Origin of the sequence: Aeromonas sp. 600276 (genome assembly GCF_049175815.1) — a bacterium.
In the GTDB taxonomy this organism is placed as follows: Bacteria; Pseudomonadota; Gammaproteobacteria; order Enterobacterales; family Aeromonadaceae; genus Aeromonas; species Aeromonas dhakensis.
In genome coordinates, this window is sequence record NZ_JAAKVU010000021.1 from 24,548 (window position 1) to 49,472 (window position 24,925).

Consider the following 24,925-nt stretch of genomic DNA (forward strand, 5'->3'; position numbering starts at 1 on the left):
ATTCACCTATGAAATCTGTTCGCCGCCCAGGTGAGCAGCAGGGTCAGCAGGAAGTAGCTCATCACCAGCGCGCTGGTGAAGTGGCCCGAGGTGGCGCGCATGTTGTAGAGGTAGACCTGCAGGGTCTCGTAGCGGGTGCCCACCAGCATGTTGGCAAACACGAACTCGCCGAGCAGGAAGGAGAGCGACAGAAACAGCGCCGCCAGCAGCCCCTTGCGCAGGCAGGGGATCACCACCAGCAGGAAGGCGCGGCTGCTGCTCGCCCCCAGCAGGTGGGCGGCATCCATCAGATCTTTCAGCGGCACCCCCTGCAGGCTGTTGGCCAGTGCCCGGTACATGAAAGGCAGCACCACGGTGAACCAGGTGCCGATCAGGATCCACGGCGTGCCTATGATGGGCAGGATGCCGTCGGCGTAGATCTGCAACAGCCCTACCGAGGAGACCACTGGCGGCACCGCGAAGGGGAGCAGGATCAACAGGTTCATCCAGGGATCCAGCTTTGGGAAGTAGTAGGCCACCACCAGCACGGTGGGCACCAGCACCAGGGTTCCCAGCAGCAGGGTGGCGAAGCAGACCAGCAGGCTTCGGCCAAACGCCGCCAGAAAGCGCGGGTCGCCCCAGAGTTTGAGATACCAGTCGAGGGTGAAGCCGTCTGGCAGCAGGGTGGCCCCCCAGCGGGTGGAGATGGAGTAGAGAAAGGTGGCCAGCAGCGGCAACAGCAGGGTGGCCACCAGGGCCCCCAGCACCCAGCGCGGCCAGCCAGGTTTCAAATCATGCATGGGATTGCCCCTTGTTCACGTAGCTCTTTTTCAGCAGCCACTGGTTGGCGGCCGTCACCGCCCCCAGCAGCACCATCAGGATCACCGCCAGCGCCGCCGCCATATTGGGTTCGAGGAAGATGTCGCCGGAGACCAGGCTCGCCACCCGGATGGTCACCAGGTTGAAGTTGCCGGTGGTGAGGGCATAGGCAGAGGCATAGGCCCCCACCGCGTTGGCAAACAGGATGATCAGGGTGCCGAGCAGGGCGGGGGTGAGTACCGGCAGCGCCACGTGCCAGACATATTGGCTCTTGCTCGCCCCCAGCAATGCGGCGGCCTGCGGCCACTCATCCTGCAGCGCATCGAACGCCGGATAGAGCAGCAGCAGGGCGAGCGGGATCTGGAAGTAGGTGTAGATGAGGATGAGACCGGTGCCGGAGTAGAGGTTGAAGCCGTCGATGAGGCCCCAGGATTTCAGCAGCAGGGTCACGGCGCCATTGATGCCGAGAATGATGATGAAGGCGAACGCCAGCGGCACCCCGCTGAAGTTGCCGGTCATGGTGACGAAGGCCAGCAGCAGCCGTTTTACCCGCTCACCGCTGTGGCGCAGCGCCGCCGCCCCGAGGGTGCCGATGGCAAGCCCCGCCAGGCTGGCGATGCCGGCGATGCGCAAGGAGTTGCCGAATGATTGCAGGTAGAAGGGGGAGCTCAAAATCTCCCGGTAGTAGTCGAGGCCCCAGCCATCCGGGGTCTGAAAACTGCCCACCAGCACCCACACCATGGGGGCGAGCTGGAACAGGATCATCAAGAGGATAAAGGGCAGCAGCACCAGGGCGGGCAGCCAGTGGCGACGCAGCCGGCGTCGGGTGACGGTCGGTTGATCCGCGAGGATCTCGGTGGTGGCGGGCATCATCAGTGTACCTCCGGCAGGTTGCCGGCCTTGAGCAGCGGCGGGCAGCCCGGCTTGTCGTGGGAAACTCCCAGCAGGTCGGCCATCAGGGCGCAGAGCTGGGTCTGCTGCATGGCGGGACCGGCCGGCCACTGGGCCACGAACGCATCGCCAAACAGCCAGAGCGGTACCCGGCGCTCTTCGGTCAGGGTACCGCCATGGCTGAGATCGTTGTTCATGCCGTGATCCGAGGTGATGACCACCTGGTACCCCTCCGCCAGCCACTGGGGCAGCAGGTCGGCCAAGAGGCTGTCCATCCGGCGTGCCTGATTGCGGTACTGACGGGAGTCGAGGCCGAACTGGTGGCCCGCATCGTCCACCCCCATCGGGTGGATCAAGAGAAAATCGGGGTCGTACTGGCTGCGCAGCCACTCGCCATCCATCAACAGGTGGCTGTCGGGGTAGCCGTCATCCCAGTAGAAACAGCCGTGCTGGATGGGCAGTCGCTCGTCATGGGTGAAGCGATCGCGGGCCGCTTGCCAGGGGCTCTGGTTGTAGAGCTCGCTTATCCAGTGGTAGGCCGCGGCCGCGGTGCGTTTGCCGCCCGCGCGGGCCAGATGGAAGATGGACTCCTGCCGGCTGAGACGGCTCACCCCGTTGTGGGTGATGCCGCTCTCCACCGGCGTCGTTCCGGTCAGGATGCACTCGTAGAGGGGCCGGGAGAGGGAGGGCAGGGCGCAGCTCAGGGTGGCCTGCAACCCCTGTCCCGCCTCCACCATGCCCGCGAGGTAGCCCATGCAATGGGCTACCTCGGCAGAGAGGCCATCCACAAGTACCACTATCACCTTGTGTTGCACTGGCCGCTCCTTACTGCATGTTGATCATGACGGTTTCCTGCCACTGGCGCGGCAGGGCCTTGGAGCTCTGCTCCCAGGCGGCGTGATCCTGGACCGGTTTGGCATTGGCGTACTGCTCGGCCGGCAGCAGCTTGGCCTTGACGTCATCCGGCAGGGTCACGTTGCTGCGGATGGGGCGGGCGTAGCCGCGCGCCAGGTTGATCTGGCCGGCGTCGGAGAGGATGTATTCCCGCGCCAGCTTGGCGGCGTTGGGGTTTTTGGCCCACTTGTTGATGATGGTGGTGTAGCCGGCGATGACGGAACCGTCGCTCGGGATCACCACATCAAACTTCTTGGGGTCGATCTGGTCGCGGTAGTTCAGGGCATTGAAGTCCCACAGCACCCCCACTTCCACTTCGCCCTTCTCGATGTTGGCGATGGTGGGGTCGTTCAGCGACAGACGGCCCTGCTGGGCCAGCTTGCCGAACAGCTCCAGCGCAGGCTTGAGGTTCTTCTCGCTGCCACCGGTGGCATAGGCCGCCGCCAGCACGCCGTTGTTGGCCTGGGAGGCGACACCCACGTCACCCAGGGTCACCTTGTAGTCGCCGCCCAGCAGGGATTGCCAGCTGGTGGGGGCCGCCTTGACCAGATCCTTGTTGATCAGAAAGGCGATGGTGCCGGTATAGGCCAGCATCCAGTGACCATCCGCATCCTTGGCCCAGTTCGGAATGTCGGCCCAGGTGGAGGGTTTGTAGGGCTGGGTGACCCCCTGCTTGACCGCGACTGGGCCGAAGGCGCCGCCCACGTCGCCGATGTCGGCGGTGGCGTTGCCCTTCTCGGCGGCAAACTTGGCGATCTCCTGGGCCGAGCTCATGTCGGTGTCCTGATGCTTGATGCCGTAGATGCTGCCGAGCTGCTGCCAGGTATCCTTCCAGTTGGCCCAGCTGTCCGGCATGCCGACGCTGCTGAGCTGGCCTTCACCGCGGGCGGCCTTCTCGAGATCCGCGATGTTCTCGGCGGCAAACAGTGGCTGACTGATGGCCACCAGGGCCAGTGCACTTGCGATCACGCTTTTCATCATTCCATCCCTCTGGACTAGGTCAGTTAAGGTTCGAGAGGGATGCTAGAGGGGAAATATGACGGTGGCGGGGCGCTTTGATGGCAGTTTGATGACAATCGCCCTGTCATGGCGCTGTCATCCTGCACGGTTACAACTCTCAATCCGAGTGAGGCTGGACTACTCCAGCGAGAGTTGAGTCAGCCACAGCAGCCAGGATGATCGACAGGAAGATGAGCGTGATCGAACCGAGATTGAGCGAGCGGGCAGTGGCCGATGGCCGCGCCTCCAAGTGTGAACAGATTTGCCAGACCCTGCGCCGCTATATCGGCAGCGGTCAGCTGGGGGCGGGGCAGCAGCTGCCCGCCGAGCGGGCCCTGAGCGAGCGCTTCGCCACCACCCGCATCACCATCAAGGAGGCGCTCTCCAGTCTCGAGGCGGATGGCCTCATCTACCGGGCTGAGCGGCGCGGCTGGTTCGTGGCACCGCCCCGCCTCACCTACGACCCCGCCATCCACACCCACTTTCACCAGTGGATCGGCGAGCAGCAGCGCACCGCCGAGACCCGGGTGCTGGCCCACGGCGGCGAGCTGGCCAGCAGCGAGCTCTGCCGCTGGATGGGGCTGGAGCCTTTTACGCCGCTCTATGAAATCCGCCGCCTGCGCCTTATCGACGGGCGCCCCGTGCTGCACGTCAGCCACCATCTGTTGGCAAGCCGCTTTCCCGATATCGCCAGCACGCCGCTGGCCAGCTCCCTCACCGAGCTCTATCGGGAGCACTATGGCATAGGCCAGGGTGGAGCGAGCCTCGAGATCACCCCCTCGGCGGCGCGCGGCGCCATTGCCCGCGCCCTCAATCTGGCGGAGGGGAGCGCCGTGCTGCGGCTGGTACGGGTCAACTACGACGAGCGGGGAGCGCTGGTGGATTGCGACATCGAACACTGGCGGCCGGATGCCATCCGCATTCACCTCGATACACGAGCATTGCAGCCCCTAGCAGGCAAGCAGCAGCAAACCCGGCTCGTGGATCCGGCGTGTCCTGGCGGGTCATGCCTGTGAGGAAAGGAGGGGGAGCGGATCCCGCGGGATCCGCCGGGATCAGTTGTCGATATTGGGGATCAGATCGTCGAAGCTCTGATAGCCGCAGTCGGCCAGTTGCAGCGACATGGTGTAGGTCTTGCTGCCCTCCCGCTGGCCGATGGCGGGGCGGTTGAGCTTGAGCTCCTGGTGCCAGTACTCCTTCATCCGCTCGATCAGCGCCATCGCCTCGCTCTCGTCCAGGTGGAGCTGACACAGCGCCATGTAGTTGTTGGGTCTGTGCATGTTCTCCACCAGATAGTCCCCCAGCACCGACATCGCCTGGCGCGCCTGCTGACGGGCGAAGCGGCTGTGCTGCTCGAAGCTGATCCGCTCGCTGATGAGGAAGTGGTAACTGTTGTCGATGCCGAGCTGCAGGATGCCGAGCTTCTCCAGCTTGCGCAGGTAGAGGTAGCAGGAGGCATCGGTCAGGCCGTACTCCCGCTTGAGATCGATTAACGTCTTGTCGCGCCAGAAGATGTTGGCGAGAAAAGCGTAGAGGCCGGGCTCCCTGTGGAACGCCTCGTCCTGCTCCTGGGTGAAGACGGCGCGCCGGCTCTGGGCGTCCTGGGTGCGGTCCAGCAGCTCTTCGAACGAGAGCCCCACCAGGTGGCACACCTCCAGCAGGGTGTCGAACGGCAGGGAGGGCTTGTTCATCATCCGTTTGACGGTGGCGATGGAGACCCCCATGGCTTCTGCCAGGGTCTGATAGCGGATCCCCTTGTCGGTCAGGGTCTTCTTCAGGGTGTCGAGAATATTGTTGGCCAGGGTCTGGCTGTAGGTCATGCAACTATTCCTTTATCTGCATTTTTATGTTGTGTCAGAAATTGAGTTCTTTTGTCGTTGTGGGCTCAGATATTGACACTTTAAAAAACCAGAGGAAACAAACCCGACCTAATCGATTGAAATGGCCAGACCAGTCGCGCTCGAAGGTTGCAGATAGTGATACTCTGCGGTGCATATCCTTCAACCGTTCAACATTTTGCTGGTGGCGCATAAAACATCGCGCATAATTCAAAACGAATCGGATTCAAGACCTTCCTGGTTGAGAAATCGATTGTTTGCTTCCAATTTAAGGGTTTTTTAAACCGCAAGGTTTTTTATTCTTTCCTGGCATTGAGCGGAACTCGCAAGAGGGCCGCTTTTTTCTTTTCCTAGAATCTGAGCCCGCCGTCAAGACAGGGGCTCAGTTTCGGCACTTCCTGCGCCGCCGCCCTCGCGCGGCAGACATTTATTCCCCCTTGCAGGGAAACAGCTTGGGTATCTCCCGGATCAGCCAGCTCTTGGCCTTGCCCATGGTGTCGCGCCGCCAGGCCAGTACCACCTGGATCTGGTGGCGATACTCGGGGCCGATCACCTTGAGCCGTCCGGCCCGGATGTCCTCTTCAATCCAGCTCAGCGGCATGGTGCCGACCCCGATCCCCGCCAGCAGGGCGTCGCGCTTCTCGCCCATGGTGCTGACGGTCAGCCGCGGCTGCTTGTCGAGCAGGCGATAGGTGAGCACCGGTTTGCGCAGTGCCGTGTCGGCCACCGCGATGGCCCGGTAGCGGCGCAGGGTATCGTCCGCCAGGGGCTCCGGCTCCTGATGCAGGGGGTGATCCGGGTGGGCGACGTAGAGCATCACCTCCTCCTGCAGCGGCTGGTGCTTGATGCCGGTCATCATGATGTCGGGATTGAGGGAGGAGATGAGTAGGTCGGCCCGGCCATCCTCCAGACACTCCCAGCTGCCCGCCAGCACTTCGGCCCGCAGCCGCAGCCGGGTATCGGTCAGCTCGGCCAGCCGCTCCACCAGCGGGTAGAGCGCCTGCAGCGGCACCAGCGCATCGACGGCGATGGTGATGTCGGTCTCCCAGCCGCGGGCCAGCGCCCGGGTCTCGCCCACCAGATGCTCGGCCGCCTCCAGCAGTATCCGGCCACGCTCCAGCAACATGCGGCCGGCCGGGGTGAACTTGGTTCTGTGGCCGCTGCGGTCGAACAGCATGGCGTCCAGCTCGTCTTCCAGCTTCTGTACCGTGTAGCTCAACGCCGAGGGCACCTTGCCCAGTTCGTCGGCCGCCGCCGCGAAGCTGCCGCGGCGATCGATGGCATCCAGCACCCGGATGGCTTCCAGGGTCAGCGCCCGTTCCTTGTTCAGTTCCTTGGCCATAAATTGCCTTCAATTTTTTTGAACATGTTTACCAGTTTATCTCGCTAACAAGTTAGGCCAAGTGTCTTTAATATTCAATCAACGCTTAGGCAGGAGCGCCAAGCAGCCAAATAAACGGGTAGTTCCAGACTGTGACCCCCCCAATCAGGGCGTCTGACTTCGGTGAAAGAACAACACACTATTTGAATGACCTCTTGCATGGATGCATTGATTCTGGCCACAGCGGCCTTGGCAATGACATAAAACCAAGAGAGTGAATGAACATGAAAAACGTAATCAAGATGCTGGCCGTTGCAGGCCTGATGACCGCAGGTTTTGCTCAAGCTTCCGTCCCGGCTGACCTCAACGCCGCCCCGGGTGTGCTGTTTGTAAACTGGCACGCCACCGCCGCGGTGGAAGGCAAGGGCAACCCCATGCTGGAAGTGCGTGACGAGTCGGGTGACCTGGTTGCCTCTGTCCACGCCAACCTGATGGGCAGCCAGCAAGTACAGATCCCGAGCCGCACCCAGGGCAACCTGACCGTGAGCCTGGGTGAGCAGAGCAGCGACTACCGCATTCCGTTCGGCATCGGTAGCGGCAAACAGCGTTAATCAACCGTATCGGTACGTGAGGAGCACACCATGATGAAATTGAGAGCCGCAGAAGCGCGCGGCAAGGCCAACTTCGGCTGGCTGGATGCGCGCCACAGCTTTTCCTTCGGGCACTACTACGACCCGGACTGGATGGGGCATTCAGTGCTGCGGGTCATCAATCAGGATCTGGTGGCGCCGGGTGGCGGTTTCGCGACCCACCCTCACGCCAACATGGAAATCCTGACCTGCGTGCTGCAAGGCACCATAGAGCACAAGGACAGCCTCGGCCATGCCGAGCAGATCCCGGCGGGGGATTTCCAGCTGATGAGCGCAGGGTCTGGCATCCGGCACAGCGAGTACAACCCTTCGCAGACCGAGCCGCTCTCCCTGCTGCAAATCTGGATCGAGCCGAACGAACACGGCACGACACCCGGCTATCAGCAGAAGAAGATTGAAGCCAATCCGGGCATGACGCTGGTGGCGTCACCGGACGGCGAAGCAGGATCCTTCAGGATCCGCCAGCAGGCCCGCGTCTGGCGGCTGCAGCTTGAACCGGGTGAGAGCCTCACCTGGGAGCTGGCCGGCCGACACGGCTACCTGCAGATGATTTCAGGGGAGCTTGCCGCCAACGGTCTGGCTGCCCGACCCGGCGACGGGGTTCTCAGTCGTGATGAGCCCAAATGGGATCTGGTGGCCGCGAGTGCCAGCCAAGCCCTGTTATTTGACCTACCCTGAAGCAGTCAGCGGTGATGTGACGCAAAACGAGGATATTGAAATGGACAAGATGAAAGATTTGGCACTGCTGGTGGGTCGCGTTCTGCTGGCTCTGATGTTTGTGATTGCGGGCTGGGGCAAGATCGGCGGTTACGCCGGTACCCAGGGGTATATGGAAGCCATGGGCGTGCCCGGTTTCATCCTGCCGCTGGTGATCCTGCTGGAGCTGGGCGGTGGCCTCGCCATCATGCTGGGCCTGTTTACCCGCAGCCTCTCGGTGCTGATGGCCGGTTTCACCCTGATGGCCGCCTTTATTTTCCACTATCAGCCTGCCGACCAGATGCAGATGCTGATGTTCATGAAGAACGTCTCCGTGGCCGGTGGTTTCCTGGCCCTGGCGGCGGCCGGTGCAGGGGCCTTCAGTCTGGATGCCCGCCTCGGCAAGAATTGGTAATACTGCAGGTTCGAGTTTTCCAACGCCTTTTGGCCGGTGCAGTTGCACCGGCTTTTTTATGCCCGTCACATTTGCCTGAGGCAGATGGGCGATGTGATCGGCGACAACAAGCGCCTTTTGCATCTTATCCCCCGATCCCCGACAATCCCGATACCTGTGACGTGACGGGGATCCTTGAGGTTTTCCCGCGCTGACCCCTCTTTTGCACTGGCGGGAATTGCCCATGTTTACCCTCTACCACTCCAATCAGCTGGATCTGCTCAAAGAGTTGCTGGTGAGCCGCATCCGGCAGGTGCCTCTCTCTCACCCTTTCGAGCGGGAACAGATCCTGGTGCAGAGTCCCGGCATGGCCCAGTGGCTCAAGCTGGAGCTGGCCAAGGCCTTCGGCATCGCCGCCAATATCGACTTCCCGCTGCCCGCCAGCTTTATCTGGGAAATGTTCACCCGGGTGCTGGCGGACGTGCCACGCCAGAGTCCCTACAACAAGGGTTCCATGAGCTGGCAGCTGATGACCATCCTGCCCGCTCTGCTCGACCGCCCCGCCTTTGCGCCGCTGGCCGCCTATCTGGGCGGGGATGACGCGGATCCCGTGCAGGATCCCGAGCAGGTGCGGCTGTGGCAGCTCTGCCAGAAGGTGGCGGATCTGTTCGACCAGTATCTGGTCTATCGGCCGGACTGGATCGCCCGCTGGGAACAGGGGGAAGGGTTGAGCCAGGAGCTGGCCGGGGTGAGCGGTCAGGATTGGCAGCCGGAGCTGTGGCGCGAGCTGGTGGCTCGCACCCTGGCGCTGGCCCCCAGCGGCTACCACCGTGCCAACCTCTACGAGGAGTTTATCCACGAGCTGGAGCGCACCCCGGAGCTGCCGGGCACGCTGCCCCAACGGGTCTTCGTGTTCGGCATCTCGGCGCTGCCGCCGCGCTACGTGGAGGCGCTGCTGGCCCTCGGCAGCCGGGATGAGGTGGAGGTGCACCTCTTCGTCACCAACCCCTGCCGCTACTACTGGGGTGACCTGCTCGATCGCAAGACCCTGGCGCGCCTCGAAAACAAGCTCAAACCCGGCACCGATCTCGATACCCTGCAGGGCCCCGCCAACCCGCTGCTCGCCTCCATGGGCAAGCTGGGGCGCGACTACCTGCACCAGCTTATGGAGCTGGAGGTACCGCAAATCGAGGCCTTCGTCGATATCGACGATCAGGATGAACAGGGCCAGGCCAGGCTGCTGCGCGCCATCCAGAAGGATGTGCTGGAGCTGGCCGAACGGGGGGCTGGCGAATTCGAACTGGATAGCAGTCACCACAAGAGCCCGATCGACGCGAGCGATGGATCCCTGCAGATCCACGCCTGTCACGGCCCGATGCGCGAGCTAGAGGTGCTGCACGACCGCCTGCTGGCGCTGTTCGAGCAGGACCCCACCCTCACCCCGAAAGACGTGGTGGTGATGATGCCGGATGTGAACAGCTACGGCCCCTACATCCAGGCGGTGTTCGGGGCGAGAGGCCAGATCCCCTTCGCGGTATCGGATCGGGCGGCCAGTCAGGAGAGCCCGCTGCTGCAAAGCTTCCTCGCCCTGCTCAGACTCCCCAACGCCCGGCTGGGGGCCGGCGAGCTGCTCGCCATTCTCGAGGTGCCCGCCGTGCTGCGCTGCTTCGAGCTCGATGACGACGAATTCAACCAGCTGCGGCGCTGGGTGCAGGAGACAGGCATTCGCTGGGGGCTGGATGACGGGTACCCGGAGCGCTTCGATCTGCCGCGCCTCTCTGGCAACAGCTGGCTGTTCGGCCTGCGCCGCATGCTGCTCGGCTTTGCCATGGGGGATGGCGAGCCGGTGGCAGGCATTCTGCCTTACGCCGATATCGAGGGTCAGCAGGGGCTGGCCCTCGGCAAGCTTGCCTGGTTCGTCGACTCCCTGGCGGAATTTTTGCCCCGCCTGCAACAGGCGCAGCCGCTGCCCGAGTGGATCGCCTGCCTCAACGAACTGCTGGAGCGCTTCTATCTGGCCGATGAGGATGAAGAGCGCCAGCTGCAGCTTATTCGCAGCCAGCTGGCGGACTGGCTCGCCCAGCTCGGCGAGGCCCGCTTCGAGCAGCCCATCAGTGCCGATTTGCTGCAGGATTACCTCGGCAGCGTGCTGGGGGAGTCCCGCTCCAGCCAGCGCTTCCTCGCCGGTCAGGTCAACTTCTGCACCCTGATGCCGATGCGCTCGATCCCCTTCCGGCAGGTCTGTCTGCTCGGCATGAACGACGGCGTCTACCCGCGCACCCTGCCACCCATGGGGTTTGACCTGATGGCGGTGGCCGGCCGGCGCGGGGATCGTTCACGTCGCGACGATGACCGCTACCTCTTCCTAGAGGCGCTGCTGAGCGCCCAGCAGGGGCTCTACATCAGCTATCAGGGTTTCAGTGCCCAGGACAACAGCGAGAAGGTGCCCTCCGTGCTGCTGGCGGAGCTCATCGACTATGTGCGCCAGGGCTTCGTGCTGGCGGGGGATGAGGACCTAGATGACGAGACGTCCGGCAAGCGGCTGCTCGAACACCTGATCGTCGAACACCCGCTCACCCCCTACAGTCGCAGCTACTTCTATCCAGAGGCGAATTCCGGCCTCTTCACCTATGCCGCCGACTGGCTGCCGGCCCTGAGCCCAGAGCGCGGGGCCGCCAACTTCCAGAGCGGCGAGCTGCCGCTGCCCCCCGAATGGGGGAAAGAGCAGGGGTTGGAGCTGGCGGAGCTGCTGCGCTTCTATCGCCAGCCCGCGAAGTATTTCCTCAACCGCCGCCTCAAGGTGTGGTTCGAGCTGGACGAGGCCGAGATCGAGGACAGCGAACCGTTCGAGCTGGACGGCCTGCAAAATTATCAACTTAAGGCGCTGCTGCTCGATGCCCACCTCGAGGAGGGGGAGAGTGAGGAGCGTCGCCAGCGCCTGCAGCTCTCCGGCCTGCTGCCCCAGGGCTGGTTCGGCAGCCTGCTGCTGGACGATCTGGACGCCGAGATGGGCAAGCTGGCGGCGCGGCTACGGCCCTGGGTGGCGGCCAATGAGGCGGACAAACAGGCGGTGGAGATCGATATCTCCCTGACCCAGGGCCAGCTGCAGGGGTGGATCGACACCCAGAAGGGGCGCTCGCTGGTGGTCAAACCCGGCAGCTTCAACGGCAAGGATCTGCTGCTGGGCTGGATCCAGCACCTTTGCCTCTCCCTGAGTGATGCCCCCGGCGACACCCTGCTGTTCGACGCCAAGCAGAGCCTGCGCCTGCCCAGGCTCCCGGCTGACGAGGCGCGCCCGAGACTGGCGGCCTTGGTGGCGCTCTGGACCCAGGGGATGAAGCGGCCGCTGCCGTTTTTCCCCAGCACCGCCTGGGAGTGGATCAAGGGGATCGAGAAGGATCCGGAGAAACCGGAGGCCGCCGACAAGGCGGCCCTCGCCCGCTTCAACGGCGGCTACATGGTGACGGGGGAGGGGCAGGACGTCTACGTCGCCCGCTGCTTCCCGGAACTCGATGACGAGGTGCTGGCCCAGCTGCAGGCGCTGGCCCGCGAACACCTGACCCCGCTGATCAAGGCGCTGGAGGAGTTGCAATAATGACCAATCCGCTCAATACCCTGCGTTTTCCCCTCCATGGCGAGCGGCTGATCGAGGCCTCCGCCGGCACCGGCAAGACCTACACCATCGCCGGCCTCTATCTGCGCCTCTTGCTGGGCCACGGCCCGCTCATCGAAGAAGGCGCCGATGCCGGTCAGCCCAGCGCCCACGAGCGGCCGCTGTCGGTGACCGAGATCCTGGTGGTGACCTTTACCGAGGCGGCTACCGCCGAGCTGCGCGGGCGGATCCGCGGCCGCATCCACGAGGCGCGCCTCGCCTTTATGCGTGGTGAGAGCAAGGACGCCCTGCTGGCCCAGCTGCTGGAGGAGGTGGAGGATCACGAGCTGGCGGCCCGCCGCCTGCTGGCCGCCGAACGGCAGATGGACGAGGCGGCCGTCTTCACCATCCACGGCTTCTGCCAGCGGATGCTGAAACAGAACGCCTTCGAGTCGGGCGCCCTCTTTGAAACCGAATTTCTCACCGACGACAGCCAGCTCAGGTTGCAGGCGGTGAGCGACTACTGGCGTGCCGAGTTCTATCCGGTGGATAAAACCCTGGCGAGCGCGGTGCGCGCGCTCTGGCCGAGCCCGGCGGCCTTGCTGCGGGAGATGAACGGCTGGCTCGACAACAGCGAGCTGGAGATGCGTCCGCCGGCGGGGGACGAGACCCTAGCCGCCCGCCATCAGGCGGCCATGGCCCGTATCGAGGCGGTGAAGGAGGGCTGGCTGGCGCAGGTGGACGAGATCCGCCGTCAGACCGATGGCCATATCAGCCGCTACACCGGCAAGAACTACGAGGGGTGGCTCGCCAAGATAGCCGACTGGGCGCAGGACGAGGCGAGCGGCTACGCCATTCCCAAGGAGCTGGAGCGTTTTGGCCAGACGGTGCTGGAGGCGAACCTCAAGAAGGGGGGGGCGGTGCCCACCCTGCCGCTCTTTGGCGAGATCGACGCGCTGCTGGCGAGCCGTCCCGGCATCCGCGACCTTATCCTGCAGCGGGCCGCCGTGGTGGTGCGCAGCCGGATGCAGGCCAGCAAGCGCCAGGCCCATCAGCTCTCGTTCGATGACCTGCTCAAAGACCTCGACGGTGCGCTGGGCTCCAGCCTTGGCGAGCGGCTCTGCGAGCGCATTCGCGCCACCTACCGGGTGGCGATGATCGATGAATTCCAGGATACCGACCCCCAGCAGTACCGCATCTTCCATCGTCTTTACGGCGGCCACCAGGACACGGCGCTGTTGATGATCGGTGACCCCAAGCAGGCCATCTACGGTTTTCGCGGCGCCGACATCTTCACCTACATTCAGGCGCGGCGAAATGTGAGCGCCCACTACACCCTGGGGCGCAACTGGCGCTCCAGCGGCGCCCTGGTGGCGGCGGTCAACGGCCTGTTCGAGCGGGCCAAGGATCCCTTTATCTACGAGGCGGATATCCCCTTCCTGCCGGTGGCGGCCCAGGGCAAGAGCAAGGCGCTGTGGCTGGAGGGCGAAACCGCCCCGGTGCTGCACTGCTGGCAGCTCACCGGCCAGCCCACCTTCAACCGGGGGGATTACCAGAGCAAGATGGCCCGCGCCACGGCGGCGGAGATCCACCGCCTGCTGACCCTGGCCCGGGAGGGCAAGGCGCTGATCGGCAGTGAGCCGGTCAAAGCCGGGGATATCGCCGTGCTGGTGCGCACCGGCGCCGAGGGCAAGCTGGTGCAGCAGGAACTGGCACGGCTCGCCATCGCCTCGGTTTATCTGTCGAACCGCGAGAGCGTGCTGGAGCAGGTGGAGGCGCGGGAGATCCTGCTCATTCTGCACGCCTGCCAGAACCCGAGCGAGGAGAGGAGCCTGCGAGCGGCGCTTGCCACCGGCCTGTTCGATCTGGACGCCAAGGCCCTCGACGAGCTTGCCTCGGACGAGCGGGTGTGGGAGAGCGCGGTGCAGGAGTTTATGGAGTACCGCAAGATCTGGCACCGCCGCGGCGTGCTGGCGATGCTGCGGGCCCTGCTGCACCGGCGCAATCTCGCCTCTTCGCTTTTGGCGAGCCCCTATGGCGAACGGCGGCTGACCAACTTCCTTCATCTGGGGGAGCTGCTCCAGCAGGTGAGCAGCGAGCTGGACGGCGAATACGCCCTGCTGCGCTGGCTGGGGGAGGCGGTGAACCGCCAGAGCAGCCAGGATGCGGAGCAGATACTTCGCCTGGAGTCCGAGCGCAAGCTGGTGCAGATCGTCACCATCCACAAATCCAAGGGGCTGGAGTACCCGCTGGTGTTCCTCCCCTTTATCTGCAGCCACCGCAGCGCCGATACTCCCCTCTATCACGAGGCCGATGAGGCGGGCAATCGCACCATCCTCGATCTCACCGGCGCCGAGGATTCCTTGGCAGAGGCCGACAAGGAGCGCCTCGCCGAGGATCTGCGCCTGCTCTACGTGGCGCTGACTCGGGGCGTCTACGCCACCTGGCTGGGGCTGGCGCCGGTGCGCTCCGGTAACGGCAAGTCGGAGAAGACCGACCTGCACCAGACCGCCATCGGCTACCTGCTGCAAAAGGGTGAGGAGGGGGACGCCGCGACCCTGGCCACCGCCCTCAGTGCGCTTGCTGAGGATCTGCCCGGGGTGGCCGTCGGTGAGCCCTCGCTCACCCGCCCGGCCCCGCTGCCGGCCGAAGAGGAGCAATTGGGCGAGCCCCAGGTGCGCCGCTTTGGCGGCACCCTTGAGCGGGACTGGTGGATCAGCTCCTACTCCGGTCTCGCGGCCCAGGGCCACGGTCACAGCAAGGGGGTGCTGGCCAATCCCGGCTTCGATGACGAGGTGGTCACCGAGGCGGCCGCGCTGGCGGCAGAACAACCGGAGGAGGCGCCCCAGCCCTCCATCTTCACCTTCCCGAAGGGGGCGCGCCCCGGCACCCTGCTGCACAGCCTGTTCGAGACCATCGACTTTGAGAGTGCCGCAGGCGACTCGTTGGCACAGCATATAGCCACCCTGCTGGCGCAGGATGGCTTCGACGATAGCTGGGCCCAAGTGCTGCAACAGCAGGTGGAGGCGGTGCTGGAGACGCCGCTTGAAACGGGCTTTGGCGAGCCGGTGCGGCTGCGGGATCTGGCCCCCGAGCGCAAGCAGGTGGAGCTGGAGTTCTTCCTGCCCATGGGGCGGGTGACGGCACCTGCGCTGACTGCGCTCTGCCAGCAGCACGACCCGCTGTCGCGGGGCAACAAGCCGCTCAGCTTCGCCACCGTGCAGGGGATGCTCAAGGGCTTTATCGACCTGGTGTTCGAGTGGCAGGGGCGCTGGTATCTGCTCGACTATAAATCCAATCACCTTGGCATGAGCCCGGCCGACTACAGCCGGCCGGCGCTGGAGCAGGCCATGGTGGAGCATCGCTACGACCTGCAATACCAGCTCTACTCCCTGGCGTTGCACCGGTTGCTCGCCCTGCGTCTGCCGGGCTACGACTTCGACCAGCACTTTGGCGGGGTCTTCTATCTGTTCCTGCGCGGCATGCCACAAGGGGGGATCTTCCATACTCGCCCCAGCCGCGAGCTGGTGCAGGGGCTGGATCGGCTGTTTAGCGAGGGGGCAACGACCGCCTCTGCACAAGAATGGGATAACGGGGTAGAAGCATGAAGAGCGCAATCATGATCGAACGGCTCAAGGCCCTGGCGCTGGCGGGGCGCATCCGCCAGCTGGATCTGCAATTTGCCAAGCTGGTGGCCGATCTGGGTGGCGGCCCCGAGCTGGTGCTGGGGGCGGCGCTCGCCTGCTTCGAACTGGGGCGCGGCCATGTCTGTCTGCCGCTTGAAATGCTATCTGCCGGATCCCTGCGCCCGTTTGGGTTGGATCCGGATCAGGGCCGGGATCTGCTGGCCGATCTGGCGGATCCGGCGAGCTGGCCCGCCCTGTTTGCGGCAAGCCCCCTGGTTGGCGACGAGCAAGATGAGGGGCAAGCCCCGCGCTGGCCGCTGCGGCTCTGGCACGGGCGCCTCTACCTCACCCGCTACCACGATCATGAGCAAGGGGTGGCCCGTCATCTGCGTGCCTTGAGTGAACGCGCCGAATGGCCCGAGATTGCCCCGGCCCTGTCGCGCCTCTTTGCCCGCGACTACGGCCTGGTGTTCGGGGCCCTGCTCAAGGCCCGCCTCGCGCCGGACTTCTCGGCCCGCCACTTTATCGAAAAGTATCTGGATCTGGTGTTCCCCAATGAAGTGGATTGGCTCGCCATCGAAGGGCTGCTGGCCAGCGCACAGGCGGCGAGCGACTTGAGCAAGCTGGATGCGCTGGTGCCCGAGGCGCTCTGCTGCAACGGCCAGAAGCTGGCGGCGGCCACCGCGGCGGCGCGCCCCTTTGCGGTGATTTCGGGTGGCCCCGGCACCGGCAAGACCACGACTGTGGCCAAGCTCCTGGCCATTCTGGTGGAGATCGGCCTGCAAGCAGGCAAGGCCCCGGCGATCCGGCTGGTGGCCCCCACCGGCAAGGCGGCGGCGCGTCTGACCGAGAGTATCGGCTCTGCCCTGCAGGCGCTGGACTTGCCCCCCGAGTGGGTCGAAGCCATTCCCACCGAGGCGGGCACCCTGCACCGGCTGCTCGGGGTTATTCCGGGGCGCAGCCAGTTCCGCCACCACAAAGGCAACCCGCTGCACCTCGACCTGCTGGTGGTGGATGAGGCCTCCATGGTCGACTTGCCGATGATGGCGCGCCTGCTCGATGCGCTGCCAAGCCACGCTCGCCTCATCCTGCTCGGCGACAAGGATCAGCTCGCCTCGGTGGAGGCGGGGGCCGTGCTCGGCGATATCTGCTGCTTTATCGAACAGGGCATCAGCCCGGCCCAAGCGGATTGGCTCTCCCGCCAGACCGGCTACCGCTTGCAGGGCACGCCTGCCGGGGCACCGGTGCGCGACAGCCTCTGTTTGCTGGCCAAGAGCTGGCGCTTCGATCAGCATTCGGGCATCGGCCAGCTGGCGCGCGCCTGCAACGGCGGCGATGCGGCGGCGGTGGAGGCGGTCTGGGGCGCAGGATTTACGGATATCAGCCTGCACCCCTGGGCGGGGGAGGCCTACGACGAATTGATTGCCCAGGGGGTGGCCGGTTACGGCAGCTATCTGAAGGCGGCCCGTGCGGGGGAGGCACCCACCGCCGTGTTCAAGGCGTTCAACGGCTTCCAGATCCTCTGCGCCCTGCGCGATGGCCCGTTCGGGGTCGAGGGACTGAACGAGCGGCTCGAACTGGCCCTGTCACGGGCTGGTCTGATTGCCCGCGACGGCGACTGGTATGCCGGTCGCCCTGTGATGGTGGTGCGCAACGACCACGGGGTCGGCCTCTACAACGGCGATATGGGGCTCTGCCTGCCCGATGAAACTGGGCGGCTCAAGGTATGGTTTGAGCAGCCGGACGGCACCCTGCGGGCGCTTTTACCCAGCCGGCTGCCACCTCATGAGACCGTCTACGCCATGACCATTCACAAATCCCAGGGCTCGGAGTTTGCCCATACCGTGCTGGTGCTGCCCGACAGCCCCAGCCCCTTGCTGACCCGCGAGCTGGTCTATACCGGCATCACCCGCGCCAAGGCACGGCTCGATCTCTACGGAGATCGCGCCCTGCTGGCACAAGCAGTGCGGAAAAAGACCGAGCGCTATTCCGGATTGGCGGAGAGGTTGGGGGAGTGATTGATGGCGGCGGTAAGAGGATTTACTGCCGTTTAACGAAGCTTCATTAAACGGTCTGGTGGTAAGTAACTGGGGTTCGCTGTGTACTAATGAAGTATTCTTATGTACTAATGAAAGATAATTTTTCATTTAATATCAATGTATTATGCGTAGCTTACTTCTAGAAGAGACTAGTACTTCCTTATTGGAAAGCCCCTGTTTGCATTACATAATGCCTACACATGAGCCAAAGTGCGTACAGGTGGGTACTAAATGGATCTTTTGGATAAGGTTATTGAGTTACTGGATTTTGTGTCAAAAAATGCTGCTTCATTGTCATTTTTTGTATTATGTCTTTCTATTTTTTTCCTCGCGGTTGCTTTATTACTGGGGAGAGTATAATGCAGTTGTCATGGGCTAAAATGCCATCAAAATGGATTGTCATTGGAAAGCTGAAAAATTTAAATGCTAATAAAAATGTTGCAGTAAATATTGCCGTCATAAAAATATATATATTGATATGCATTCGTTTAGCGCCAAGTGATAACCCCAAGAATAGTTGTGCCATAACTTATGATGAGATATCATCTGTCGCTAACTTGAGTCGTACAGTAATTAGTGGAGCGTTGAAGTGGCTCATAGCTAATAATATAATAGAAGCAACTGGGAGAAGGGTTAGGATATATACCATACCTAATTATAATAACCCTGGATGGTGCAAATTTCCTATTAGGGATGTTGTTGATAAGGGTGGGGAAATCAATTTTTTTAAAATGATATCGAACCGTCACCCTGTTGAATTACATGCCCTTAAGCTACTGGTGTATTTACTGGCTATTAGAGGGAATGATGATGAATATTCAGAAGTGTCTTTGTCAAAAATAATTTCAAAAATAGGCATCAACTATAAAGATATATTTCCTGCATTAACACTGCTAAAAGTATTGGGATTGGTTTCAGATTTTCAGAGAGAAACTCTTCCACAAAGAGGAATTAATATTAATTTGATGGAGTATAAGCAGGATGAAATATTAAATGTATATTTCCCTTACGGTTCATATCTGCCAAAGAGCACAAGACGCACCATATCAATGCCAGCGCTTACAGTTTAGTTTTAGATCTGCCCTAGTCTCGAACTCGTATATTGGGCTTCGCAGGTTCAGCACCAACCTACCGATTTTGTAGGTTGTGGCTGAGCGTAGCGAAGCCCAACGTTTACCGTGTAATCTCTTTTTTCCTCCCCCTCATCCCCGACCCTTCTCCTCCTTTTTTAATAAACGGGAGAAGGGAGGTTGGGCATCATTTTATATCTTTCGCACCAAGGGATTATCCGGCATTTGTAGGTTCGATTAGCGAAGCGTAATCGGACGGTCGCGTAATCGGACAATCGCGTAACCGGATGGTCGCGTAATCCGACGATCACCTGATTGGAGGCTCCCTTGGCCGGGGTTTCGGCAAGCCAGAGATTCGAGTGTCGAATATCCCCCCCCTCCAACCGCCTCTGGCTTATGGTTCGGCCTGCATATCCGGTTGGCAGCCGGGGCCCTGGGCGACCTCCTCCTTGAGCCAGTCTATAAAGCAGCGGATCCGGGTCAGTCGGGGGGAGTCGGGATCCCAGATCAGGTGGTAGTCGTTGTCGGGGTTGTAGCTCTTGGTGAAGAGGCGGGTCAGCAGGCCGCTGGCGATCAGATCCCCCGCCAGCACGTTGCGGCTCAGGGCGACCCCCTTGCCGGAGAGCACCATGTCGATCGCCAGGCTGTTGTTGACCTCGAAGCGCTTGATCCGGCTCAGGTCGAGCCGATAGCCAGACTCCTGCAGCCACTTCTCCCACGAGACTCCGGCGTAGTCGGGCCCGGAGACGATGACGGTGTCGTAGAGATCCTCGATACGCTGCAGCCGCTCGGCCAGGGCCGGCGAGCAGACCGGAAAGACGCACTCCCGGATCAGCAGGCAGGAGCTCAGCTCGGGGTCGACCCGGTTGCAGTAGCGGATCGCCAGATCCATGCCACCCCGGCCTATGGGTTGCACCTGGGGGTTGGCGTTGAGGCGCACTTCGACCTCGGGGTGGCGTTCGACGAAGCGCCAGAGCCTCGGCATCAGCCAGCGGCTGGCGAAGGAGGGAATGACGGTGACGTTCAGCACCCCTGCCAGCGGTTCACACTCGAGGGCGGCCATGCCCTGCTCGAACGCCGCCATGCCCTGGCTGACCCAGGGGAGCAGGCGTGCACCCCGCTCGGTCAGGCGCATGTTGCGCCCCTCGCGGACAAACAGCTTGACCCCCAGACTCTGTTCCAGCCCCCGGATCTGCTGGCTGACCGCCGCCTGGGTGATGAACAGCTCCTCGGCGGCGCGGGAATAGCTGCCGTGGCGGGCCGCCGCCTCGAAGGTGTGCAGGGCGCCGATCTGGGCGATGTATAACTTGCGCTTATGTGTCTGGTTAGCTTTCATCGTTGGCCTTCCTGGCCCGGATTAATAACACTCGACGTCCAATCAAACGGCGAAATAAAGGCGAGGTTATCATGGAAACGGCAGGAAGCAATCTGATCGAATCGATCATGAAAATATTGACCAGAAGGGCCGACAAGGCCCGCACATTCAAGCAGGAGAATATGCCAGACTGGTTGCGACACGATATGGGGCTGCACGATGATGACAATCAAAAGCAGCATCACGCCAGAGACAGGATTAAATATTGAGACGCTGTTTTTGGTACCGCGGGCCAAATTAATATTTATTTTTCTGAATATGATATTGAGTTGCGCTGGTGTCACCCTGTCTGAGATATGGTATTGCACCTCAGGTGATATGACCTGGCGATTGGTAGTCCCGTATATATTTCTGCTTGAGACCCGCATCAATCAATCTGGTGCGAAGGTGGTGGTTGAACGAAGTCCAACGTTTGCTGTTAAATCTCTTTTGCCTTCCCCTCATCCCCGACCCTTCTCCCGCAAGGGGAGAAGGGCGTAATAATGCGACCTTCGCTCAATTATGCTGCGCTAATCGAAGCGACTTGGCTGGCCATTTTTCCTTCAACCGAATCAACATGGCTGGCGATCATATCTTCGATGCTGCTTTATCCCCTCTCCCGTTGGGAGAGGGCAGGGTGAGGGGATCATTGAGGCATTAGATGGTCAGCTCCAGCCGGTTGCCTTCCGGGTCGAGAAAGGTGCTCTCGTAATAGCCGTCGCCGGTCCAGCGGGGGCCGTCCAGGTGTTTCACCTCGGCCCCCTTGAGCAGCTTGAGGCGGGCGGTCATCTTGTCCACCTCCTCTGTGCTGCCGAGGGAGAAGGCGAGATGGGCCAGCCCCTGCAGCGGGTGCGGCAGACTGAGATCTGCCGGAAATAGTATGGGGGTGTGCATCAGCTCCAGGCTGGCGCCTCCCTCGAAGCGCACGAAGTAGGAGCTGAATTGTTTGGCTTGATTGTGGTAGCGCTCATTGGCCTGCCCGCCAAACAGGGTGCAGTAGAATGTTGTGAGCGCCTCCAGATCCTGCGCCCAGATGGCGACGTGATGGATATGCATGGCTGGTCTCCTGTGACTTGATGCCCTTAATGCTATGCTGGGGCCTGCCCCTTCGACATGGCTGAGTCCGTCCTGATGATGTCTGAAACTGCCAACACCGAGTTTATCGATGTCTCCCCCGACTGCCGCGAGCAGATCTGCTGTGACAGCCTGCTGCCGGCCCTCGCGCAGGAGCAGGTGTGGCTGGCGGGGTTCTCCCGCCTCAAGACCCGCTACCGTATCGCGCGCCGCTTTGCCGATATGCACTGCTTTTTGCTGACCCTGGGGGGCGAGGGGGAGGTGCAGGTGGGCGAGCGCATGGCGCGGCTGCAGGTCGGGGAGTGGGCGCTGATCCCGGCCGGGGAGCCGCTCTGCTATCAGTTGAGAGAGCAGCTTAGTGAGCAGCCGAGCGAGCCGCTGAGCCAGCGGTCGAGCGAGTGGGAGCTGGTGTGGCTGCTGCTGCACAAGGACTCCCCCTGGGATGCCTTCGCCAGCCAATCCCGGTTGGGTTGCACCTCCCAGCAGGCCACCCTGCTGCGCACCATCGAGAACCTCTATGCGGAGCAGGAGCGCCATCAGGACCCGCTGCTCAGCGCCCTGCTGGTAGAGCAGCTCGGCTTCTATCTGCGCCGTCTGTTGCAGAAGGGGGAGGGACAGCGGCGCGGCGAGCGGCTGGCGCTGCGCCTCGAGCTGCTGCTCAAGGAGGCGCTGGCCGAGCCCTGGGACATAGAGCGCATGGCCGGCGCCCTGCATCTCTCCGAGCGCCAGCTCTACCGGCTCTGCCAGCAGCACTTCGCGCTGGCGCCCATGGCGCTGCTGCAACGGCTGCGCTTGCAGCGGGCTGCGCTGTTGCTGGCCAGTCGGGCCGATTCGGTCAAGCTGCTGGCCGAGCAGTGCGGCTTTCGCAACGAGTACCACTTCTCCACCGCCTTCAAACGGCTGCACGGGCTGGCGCCCAGCCACTATCGCCACCGGCATCATCCCGCCTTTAAAACCGGAAAAGGCTAGTGTATTGAGTCACACTGGTTGCTACTGTTGTTCAGACGAACCTGATTGCGGCCGATAACCGGAGACGGGCCATTAGCCGGCTGGCCGCGACAGAGTTGGGTTTCATGGGAGTCGTCTCCCCATAATCGTTTTTCTTCAATCAGATTGCATTTCCCGCAGTTGGGGGTGAGAGGGCAAGGATGGTCTCTATGCTGCAAGACAGTGACACGATCAGGATCTCGGACGTCAGCGAAGCCGTGGTGCACGGCATCCTGGCGGTGGTGAGCGACGGCATCTGGGACTGGAACGCCAACACCGGGTTCGTCTATCGCAATCCCGGCTGGTACCGGATGCTGGGCTACGAGCCCCACACCCTCGGCAACACTGTCTTCACCTGGGAGAGCGTGATCCATCCCGATGACATGGAGCAGGTGATGGCCTGCTTCGACGCCTACCTGAGCGGCGCCGCCCCCGACTACCGGGTCGAGTATCGCTGCCGTAGCCGCGGCGGCGACTACATCTGGATCGAGGATTGCGGCCGCATCATAGCCCGCAACCCGGACGGTTCTGTGGCCCGGATGATCGGCGCTCACCGCAACATCCACGCCCAGAAGCTGCTGCTGGAGCAGCTGGAGCGGCGCAATCACACCCTGGAGCAGCAGATCGCCTTGCGCACCGCCGAGCTGGTGCGGCTCAACGAGGCGTTGCAGCAGAAGGCGGAGGAGAATCGCCAGCTGGCGGAGACCGACGCCCTGACCGGTGCCGCCAGTCGCTACCGGCTGGAGCGCACCATTCGGCAGGAGTGCGAGCGGGCCAAGCGTTTTCAGCAACCCTTCTCCGTCATCGCCATGGATGTGGACGACTTCAAGCAGATCAACGACAGCCACGGCCACCAGGCGGGGGATCAGACCCTGATCAACATAGTGGCGCTGGTGCGCAGCCACATTCGCGAAATAGACCTGATTGCCCGCTGGGGCGGGGACGAGTTCATGGTGGTGCTGCCCAATACCGGCCTGGCCGATGGCTGGCGGGTGGCCGACAAGCTGCGGCAGTTGCTGATGGAGACGCCGGTGTGCGAGCACTTTCCCATCACCATGAGCTTCGGGCTGGCCGAGTACCGGCCGGACGAGAGCATGGGTCAGCTGATGGTCAGAATGGATCGGGCCCTCTATCAGGCCAAGCAGACGGGCAAAAACCAGATTTGCCAGTAGCCAGCCGCCCCGCCAGGCCGCTGGCTGCCGAATGGTGCTAATTCTTCCCCCCGAATGAGTCTTGACCGCAGCCTCATCTTGACTCCGTACGGGTACGCTGGTCTGATGCGCGCTCTTTAAACCCCGTGAGACATGAAACGATGAAAAAGAGCATCCTGGTTGCCCTGACTGCACTGCCCCTGATGGCCAACGCCGGCCTGATGGACTCCCTGACCGACACAGTGACCAGCAGCGTAACCAGCACTGCCAAAGAGATGGCCGGCACCGCCATGGACAGCGCCTCCAACGAGGCGATCAAGAAGGCGCTGGACATCAAGGAAGGCGGCTCCAACAAGCAGGCCATCAAAGAGAAGCTGGGCGCACCGGCCAGCACCAAGACCGAAGCCGGTCTGGAAGTGTGGACCTATGATCTGGGCGCCCTGAACAAGGTCTCCCCCATGCTGGCAGAGACCTCCAAGAGCCTGTTCAAGGAGTCCGAAGTGGCCCAGAAAACAGTGCTCATCAAGTTCGAAGGCGAAACCGTCAAGACCCTGAGCCTGGCCGACAAGACCAAGGCCTGAGTCTGAACGACGTGCATGAAAAAAGGGGCCCGCGGGCCCCTTTTTGCTGCTTTCGAATTACTGGTGCGCTTCGGCGAACTGCTTCATCGCTTCGGCGTGTTTGGTCATGCCGTCGGCACGCAGATTCAGGTTTTTCACGAACTCGGCCTTCTTGGCCGGATCTTCGATCTTGTCGTAACGCTGCTGCAGGTGAGTCTGGATTTGCTCCGGGGTCATGTTCTGCATGCGGGCCATCTTGTCGTGGCGGCCGCCATGGTGCTTGCCGCCCATCATGCCGCTGCCGTCCATCGGGCAGTCGGTCATCATGCCGGGCTGGGCAGTGCTGACGGCTTCGCTGGCGGCATAGGCGCCAAGCGGCAGGCCAAGGATCAGGGTGGCGGTCAGCAGAGTCTTGGTCAGTTTTTTCATGGTCTATCTCCTTGCGGATTGAGTTCGGGGTCGGCTTGCTCGCCTTGACCCTGATTACACACCAGACAGGTGTCTGAACTTTGCCAGTTGAAGCCTATTTTGTAGCAGAGTGTGACACCATGACCCTGTACTGGGCATTGACCGGGCCCATGCTGGGCGGGCAATAAAAATACCCCGTCAGCGTTGGTCGCTGACGGGGTATTTTCAGGCTGGCCGGCTTAGCGCTGGCGACCGCTACCGACGTTGTAGGGCATCCGATAGCTGCTGCTCTCGCCATCCAGGCTGAGGGTCAGGTCACCCTGGGCCCGCATTGGCAGGCGTACCTGCTGCATGCCGTTTAGCCGGGCAGGGACCCGCTTGATCAGGTCGCCGGCGGCATTGTGGACCTCCAGGGTCGGATGGGCATCGCTGCTGCTGGCGGTGTCGTGCCAGTTGACGAACAGCAGGCCGGGGGCAACGCTGACGTCGGCCGGCAGGGCTGCCTGGGCCAGCCCGGTGTGGGCCAGTCCGGCCAGCATGAACAGGGCCATGGTCTTGTTGATCATGAGTCGATTCTCCTTGA

Annotated in this window: 22 protein-coding genes; 11 read left to right on the top strand and 11 right to left on the bottom strand. The window is 62.4% G+C overall.

The features are described from left to right. Nucleotides 1–2: 2 nt before the first annotated feature. From G5134_RS18145 to G5134_RS18160, 4 genes are read right to left on the bottom strand one after another with little or no spacing between them, the layout of a single operon-like run. A complete protein-coding gene (locus G5134_RS18145) occupies nucleotides 3–779 on the bottom strand; it encodes an ABC transporter permease (protein WP_421232109.1) in 777 nt (258 codons plus the stop codon). Beyond that, a complete protein-coding gene (locus G5134_RS18150) occupies nucleotides 772–1,671 on the bottom strand; it encodes an ABC transporter permease (protein WP_421232110.1) in 900 nt (299 codons plus the stop codon). Before G5134_RS18150 ends, G5134_RS18145 begins: the two co-directional genes overlap by 8 nt. Continuing rightward, on the bottom strand, nucleotides 1,671–2,504 hold the full coding sequence (locus G5134_RS18155) for an alkaline phosphatase family protein (protein WP_017787902.1): 834 nt from the start codon (nucleotides 2,502–2,504) through the stop codon (nucleotides 1,671–1,673). The genes G5134_RS18150 and G5134_RS18155 overlap by 1 nt, the downstream gene beginning before the upstream one ends. Before the next feature lie 10 nt (nucleotides 2,505–2,514). Beyond that, nucleotides 2,515–3,561, bottom strand: coding sequence for an ABC transporter substrate-binding protein (locus G5134_RS18160; RefSeq protein ID WP_005306158.1), 1,047 nt, complete (start codon nucleotides 3,559–3,561; stop codon nucleotides 2,515–2,517). Nucleotides 3,562–3,758: 197 nt separating this feature from the next. Between G5134_RS18160 and G5134_RS18165 the strand changes: the two genes are divergently transcribed. Then, the gene (locus G5134_RS18165; RefSeq protein WP_421232111.1) at nucleotides 3,759–4,598 is read left to right on the top strand and encodes a UTRA domain-containing protein; all 840 of its coding nucleotides are present in this window, start codon (nucleotides 3,759–3,761) and stop codon (nucleotides 4,596–4,598) included. A gap of 39 nt (nucleotides 4,599–4,637) precedes the next feature. On the opposite strand, the gene G5134_RS18170 is transcribed toward G5134_RS18165, so the two are convergent. Both G5134_RS18170 and G5134_RS18175 read right to left on the bottom strand, forming a co-directional pair. Next, complete coding sequence (locus G5134_RS18170) at nucleotides 4,638–5,402, bottom strand: helix-turn-helix domain-containing protein (RefSeq protein WP_005306152.1); 765 nt, start codon at nucleotides 5,400–5,402, stop codon at nucleotides 4,638–4,640. Between the two features lie 445 nt (nucleotides 5,403–5,847). After that, complete coding sequence (locus G5134_RS18175; protein WP_010635876.1) at nucleotides 5,848–6,762, bottom strand: LysR family transcriptional regulator; 915 nt, start codon at nucleotides 6,760–6,762, stop codon at nucleotides 5,848–5,850. Between the two features lie 257 nt (nucleotides 6,763–7,019). Here G5134_RS18175 and G5134_RS18180 point away from each other — a divergent pair, with 257 nt between their 5' ends. The 7 genes from G5134_RS18180 to G5134_RS18210 all read left to right on the top strand — a co-directional run bounded on the left by G5134_RS18180 (nucleotide 7,020) and on the right by G5134_RS18210 (nucleotide 18,808). Next, nucleotides 7,020–7,352, top strand: a complete 333-nt coding sequence (locus tag G5134_RS18180) for a hypothetical protein (RefSeq protein ID WP_011707661.1) — start codon at nucleotides 7,020–7,022, stop codon at nucleotides 7,350–7,352. A gap of 30 nt (nucleotides 7,353–7,382) precedes the next feature. Further along, complete coding sequence (locus G5134_RS18185) at nucleotides 7,383–8,069, top strand: pirin family protein (RefSeq protein ID WP_042006079.1); 687 nt, start codon at nucleotides 7,383–7,385, stop codon at nucleotides 8,067–8,069. 40 nt (nucleotides 8,070–8,109) lie between these two features. Further along, complete coding sequence (locus G5134_RS18190) at nucleotides 8,110–8,502, top strand: DoxX family protein (protein WP_024941255.1); 393 nt, start codon at nucleotides 8,110–8,112, stop codon at nucleotides 8,500–8,502. 223 nt (nucleotides 8,503–8,725) lie between these two features. Continuing rightward, nucleotides 8,726–12,076 carry an exodeoxyribonuclease V subunit gamma gene (gene recC / locus G5134_RS18195; protein ID WP_065017568.1) on the top strand — a complete coding sequence of 1,117 codons (3,351 nt, stop codon included), beginning with the start codon at nucleotides 8,726–8,728 and terminating at the stop codon, nucleotides 12,074–12,076. Next, complete coding sequence (gene recB / locus G5134_RS18200; RefSeq protein ID WP_065017569.1) at nucleotides 12,076–15,681, top strand: exodeoxyribonuclease V subunit beta; 3,606 nt, start codon at nucleotides 12,076–12,078, stop codon at nucleotides 15,679–15,681. Before recC ends, recB begins: the two co-directional genes overlap by 1 nt. Beyond that, complete coding sequence (gene recD / locus G5134_RS18205) at nucleotides 15,678–17,717, top strand: exodeoxyribonuclease V subunit alpha (protein ID WP_065017570.1); 2,040 nt, start codon at nucleotides 15,678–15,680, stop codon at nucleotides 17,715–17,717. The genes recB and recD overlap by 4 nt, the downstream gene beginning before the upstream one ends. 380 nt (nucleotides 17,718–18,097) lie before the next feature. Next, a complete protein-coding gene (locus G5134_RS18210; protein WP_005306127.1) occupies nucleotides 18,098–18,808 on the top strand; it encodes a winged helix-turn-helix domain-containing protein in 711 nt (236 codons plus the stop codon). Between the two features lie 394 nt (nucleotides 18,809–19,202). Here the strand turns inward: G5134_RS18210 and G5134_RS18215 are convergent, their stop codons facing one another. The 3 genes from G5134_RS18215 to G5134_RS18225 form a co-directional block, all read right to left on the bottom strand. Next, complete coding sequence (locus tag G5134_RS18215) at nucleotides 19,203–20,144, bottom strand: LysR substrate-binding domain-containing protein (protein WP_421232112.1); 942 nt, start codon at nucleotides 20,142–20,144, stop codon at nucleotides 19,203–19,205. Further along, nucleotides 20,141–20,491, bottom strand: coding sequence for a hypothetical protein (locus G5134_RS18220; protein WP_156559802.1), 351 nt, complete (start codon nucleotides 20,489–20,491; stop codon nucleotides 20,141–20,143). Before G5134_RS18220 ends, G5134_RS18215 begins: the two co-directional genes overlap by 4 nt. Before the next feature lie 328 nt (nucleotides 20,492–20,819). Continuing rightward, a complete protein-coding gene (locus G5134_RS18225; protein WP_065017572.1) occupies nucleotides 20,820–21,218 on the bottom strand; it encodes a VOC family protein in 399 nt (132 codons plus the stop codon). A gap of 75 nt (nucleotides 21,219–21,293) precedes the next feature. Between G5134_RS18225 and G5134_RS18230 the strand changes: the two genes are divergently transcribed. The 3 genes from G5134_RS18230 (at nucleotide 21,294) to G5134_RS18240 (ending at nucleotide 23,955) form a co-directional block, all read left to right on the top strand. Then, the gene (locus G5134_RS18230) at nucleotides 21,294–22,205 is read left to right on the top strand and encodes a helix-turn-helix transcriptional regulator (protein ID WP_421232113.1); all 912 of its coding nucleotides are present in this window, start codon (nucleotides 21,294–21,296) and stop codon (nucleotides 22,203–22,205) included. Between the two features lie 188 nt (nucleotides 22,206–22,393). Continuing rightward, nucleotides 22,394–23,395: a sensor domain-containing diguanylate cyclase gene (locus tag G5134_RS18235; RefSeq protein ID WP_042050151.1), complete on the top strand. Its 1,002-nt coding sequence runs from the start codon at nucleotides 22,394–22,396 to the stop codon at nucleotides 23,393–23,395. A 140-nt stretch (nucleotides 23,396–23,535) separates the two neighbouring features. After that, nucleotides 23,536–23,955, top strand: a complete 420-nt coding sequence (locus G5134_RS18240; protein ID WP_421232114.1) for a hypothetical protein — start codon at nucleotides 23,536–23,538, stop codon at nucleotides 23,953–23,955. Between the two features lie 57 nt (nucleotides 23,956–24,012). Here the strand turns inward: G5134_RS18240 and G5134_RS18245 are convergent, their stop codons facing one another. Together G5134_RS18245 and G5134_RS18250 are read right to left on the bottom strand one after the other, a co-directional pair. Then, nucleotides 24,013–24,363 (bottom strand): hypothetical protein, encoded by a 351-nt coding sequence (locus G5134_RS18245; protein WP_010635886.1) that lies wholly within the window; start codon nucleotides 24,361–24,363, stop codon nucleotides 24,013–24,015. A gap of 218 nt (nucleotides 24,364–24,581) precedes the next feature. Beyond that, nucleotides 24,582–24,908 (bottom strand): hypothetical protein, encoded by a 327-nt coding sequence (locus G5134_RS18250; protein WP_017782165.1) that lies wholly within the window; start codon nucleotides 24,906–24,908, stop codon nucleotides 24,582–24,584. Between the last annotated feature and the right edge of the window lie 17 nt (nucleotides 24,909–24,925).

Coding starts and splice junctions, on each gene's coding strand:
- G5134_RS18165 (WP_421232111.1), top strand. CDS start 3,759: ATGATCGACAGGAAGATGAGCGTGATCGAACCGAGATTGAGCGAGCGG.
- G5134_RS18175 (WP_010635876.1), bottom strand. CDS start 6,762: ATGGCCAAGGAACTGAACAAGGAACGGGCGCTGACCCTGGAAGCCATC.
- G5134_RS18210 (WP_005306127.1), top strand. CDS start 18,098: ATGCAGTTGTCATGGGCTAAAATGCCATCAAAATGGATTGTCATTGGA.
- G5134_RS18230 (WP_421232113.1), top strand. CDS start 21,294: ATGATGTCTGAAACTGCCAACACCGAGTTTATCGATGTCTCCCCCGAC.
- G5134_RS18245 (WP_010635886.1), bottom strand. CDS start 24,363: ATGAAAAAACTGACCAAGACTCTGCTGACCGCCACCCTGATCCTTGGC.
- G5134_RS18240 (WP_421232114.1), top strand. CDS start 23,536: ATGAAAAAGAGCATCCTGGTTGCCCTGACTGCACTGCCCCTGATGGCC.
- recD (WP_065017570.1), top strand. CDS start 15,678: ATGAAGAGCGCAATCATGATCGAACGGCTCAAGGCCCTGGCGCTGGCG.
- G5134_RS18180 (WP_011707661.1), top strand. CDS start 7,020: ATGAACATGAAAAACGTAATCAAGATGCTGGCCGTTGCAGGCCTGATG.
- G5134_RS18235 (WP_042050151.1), top strand. CDS start 22,394: ATGCTGCAAGACAGTGACACGATCAGGATCTCGGACGTCAGCGAAGCC.
- G5134_RS18160 (WP_005306158.1), bottom strand. CDS start 3,561: ATGAAAAGCGTGATCGCAAGTGCACTGGCCCTGGTGGCCATCAGTCAG.
- recC (WP_065017568.1), top strand. CDS start 8,726: ATGTTTACCCTCTACCACTCCAATCAGCTGGATCTGCTCAAAGAGTTG.
- G5134_RS18215 (WP_421232112.1), bottom strand. CDS start 20,144: ATGAAAGCTAACCAGACACATAAGCGCAAGTTATACATCGCCCAGATC.
- G5134_RS18250 (WP_017782165.1), bottom strand. CDS start 24,908: ATGATCAACAAGACCATGGCCCTGTTCATGCTGGCCGGACTGGCCCAC.
- G5134_RS18170 (WP_005306152.1), bottom strand. CDS start 5,402: ATGACCTACAGCCAGACCCTGGCCAACAATATTCTCGACACCCTGAAG.
- G5134_RS18185 (WP_042006079.1), top strand. CDS start 7,383: ATGATGAAATTGAGAGCCGCAGAAGCGCGCGGCAAGGCCAACTTCGGC.
- G5134_RS18225 (WP_065017572.1), bottom strand. CDS start 21,218: ATGCATATCCATCACGTCGCCATCTGGGCGCAGGATCTGGAGGCGCTC.
- G5134_RS18150 (WP_421232110.1), bottom strand. CDS start 1,671: ATGATGCCCGCCACCACCGAGATCCTCGCGGATCAACCGACCGTCACC.
- G5134_RS18145 (WP_421232109.1), bottom strand. CDS start 779: ATGCATGATTTGAAACCTGGCTGGCCGCGCTGGGTGCTGGGGGCCCTG.
- recB (WP_065017569.1), top strand. CDS start 12,076: ATGACCAATCCGCTCAATACCCTGCGTTTTCCCCTCCATGGCGAGCGG.
- G5134_RS18190 (WP_024941255.1), top strand. CDS start 8,110: ATGGACAAGATGAAAGATTTGGCACTGCTGGTGGGTCGCGTTCTGCTG.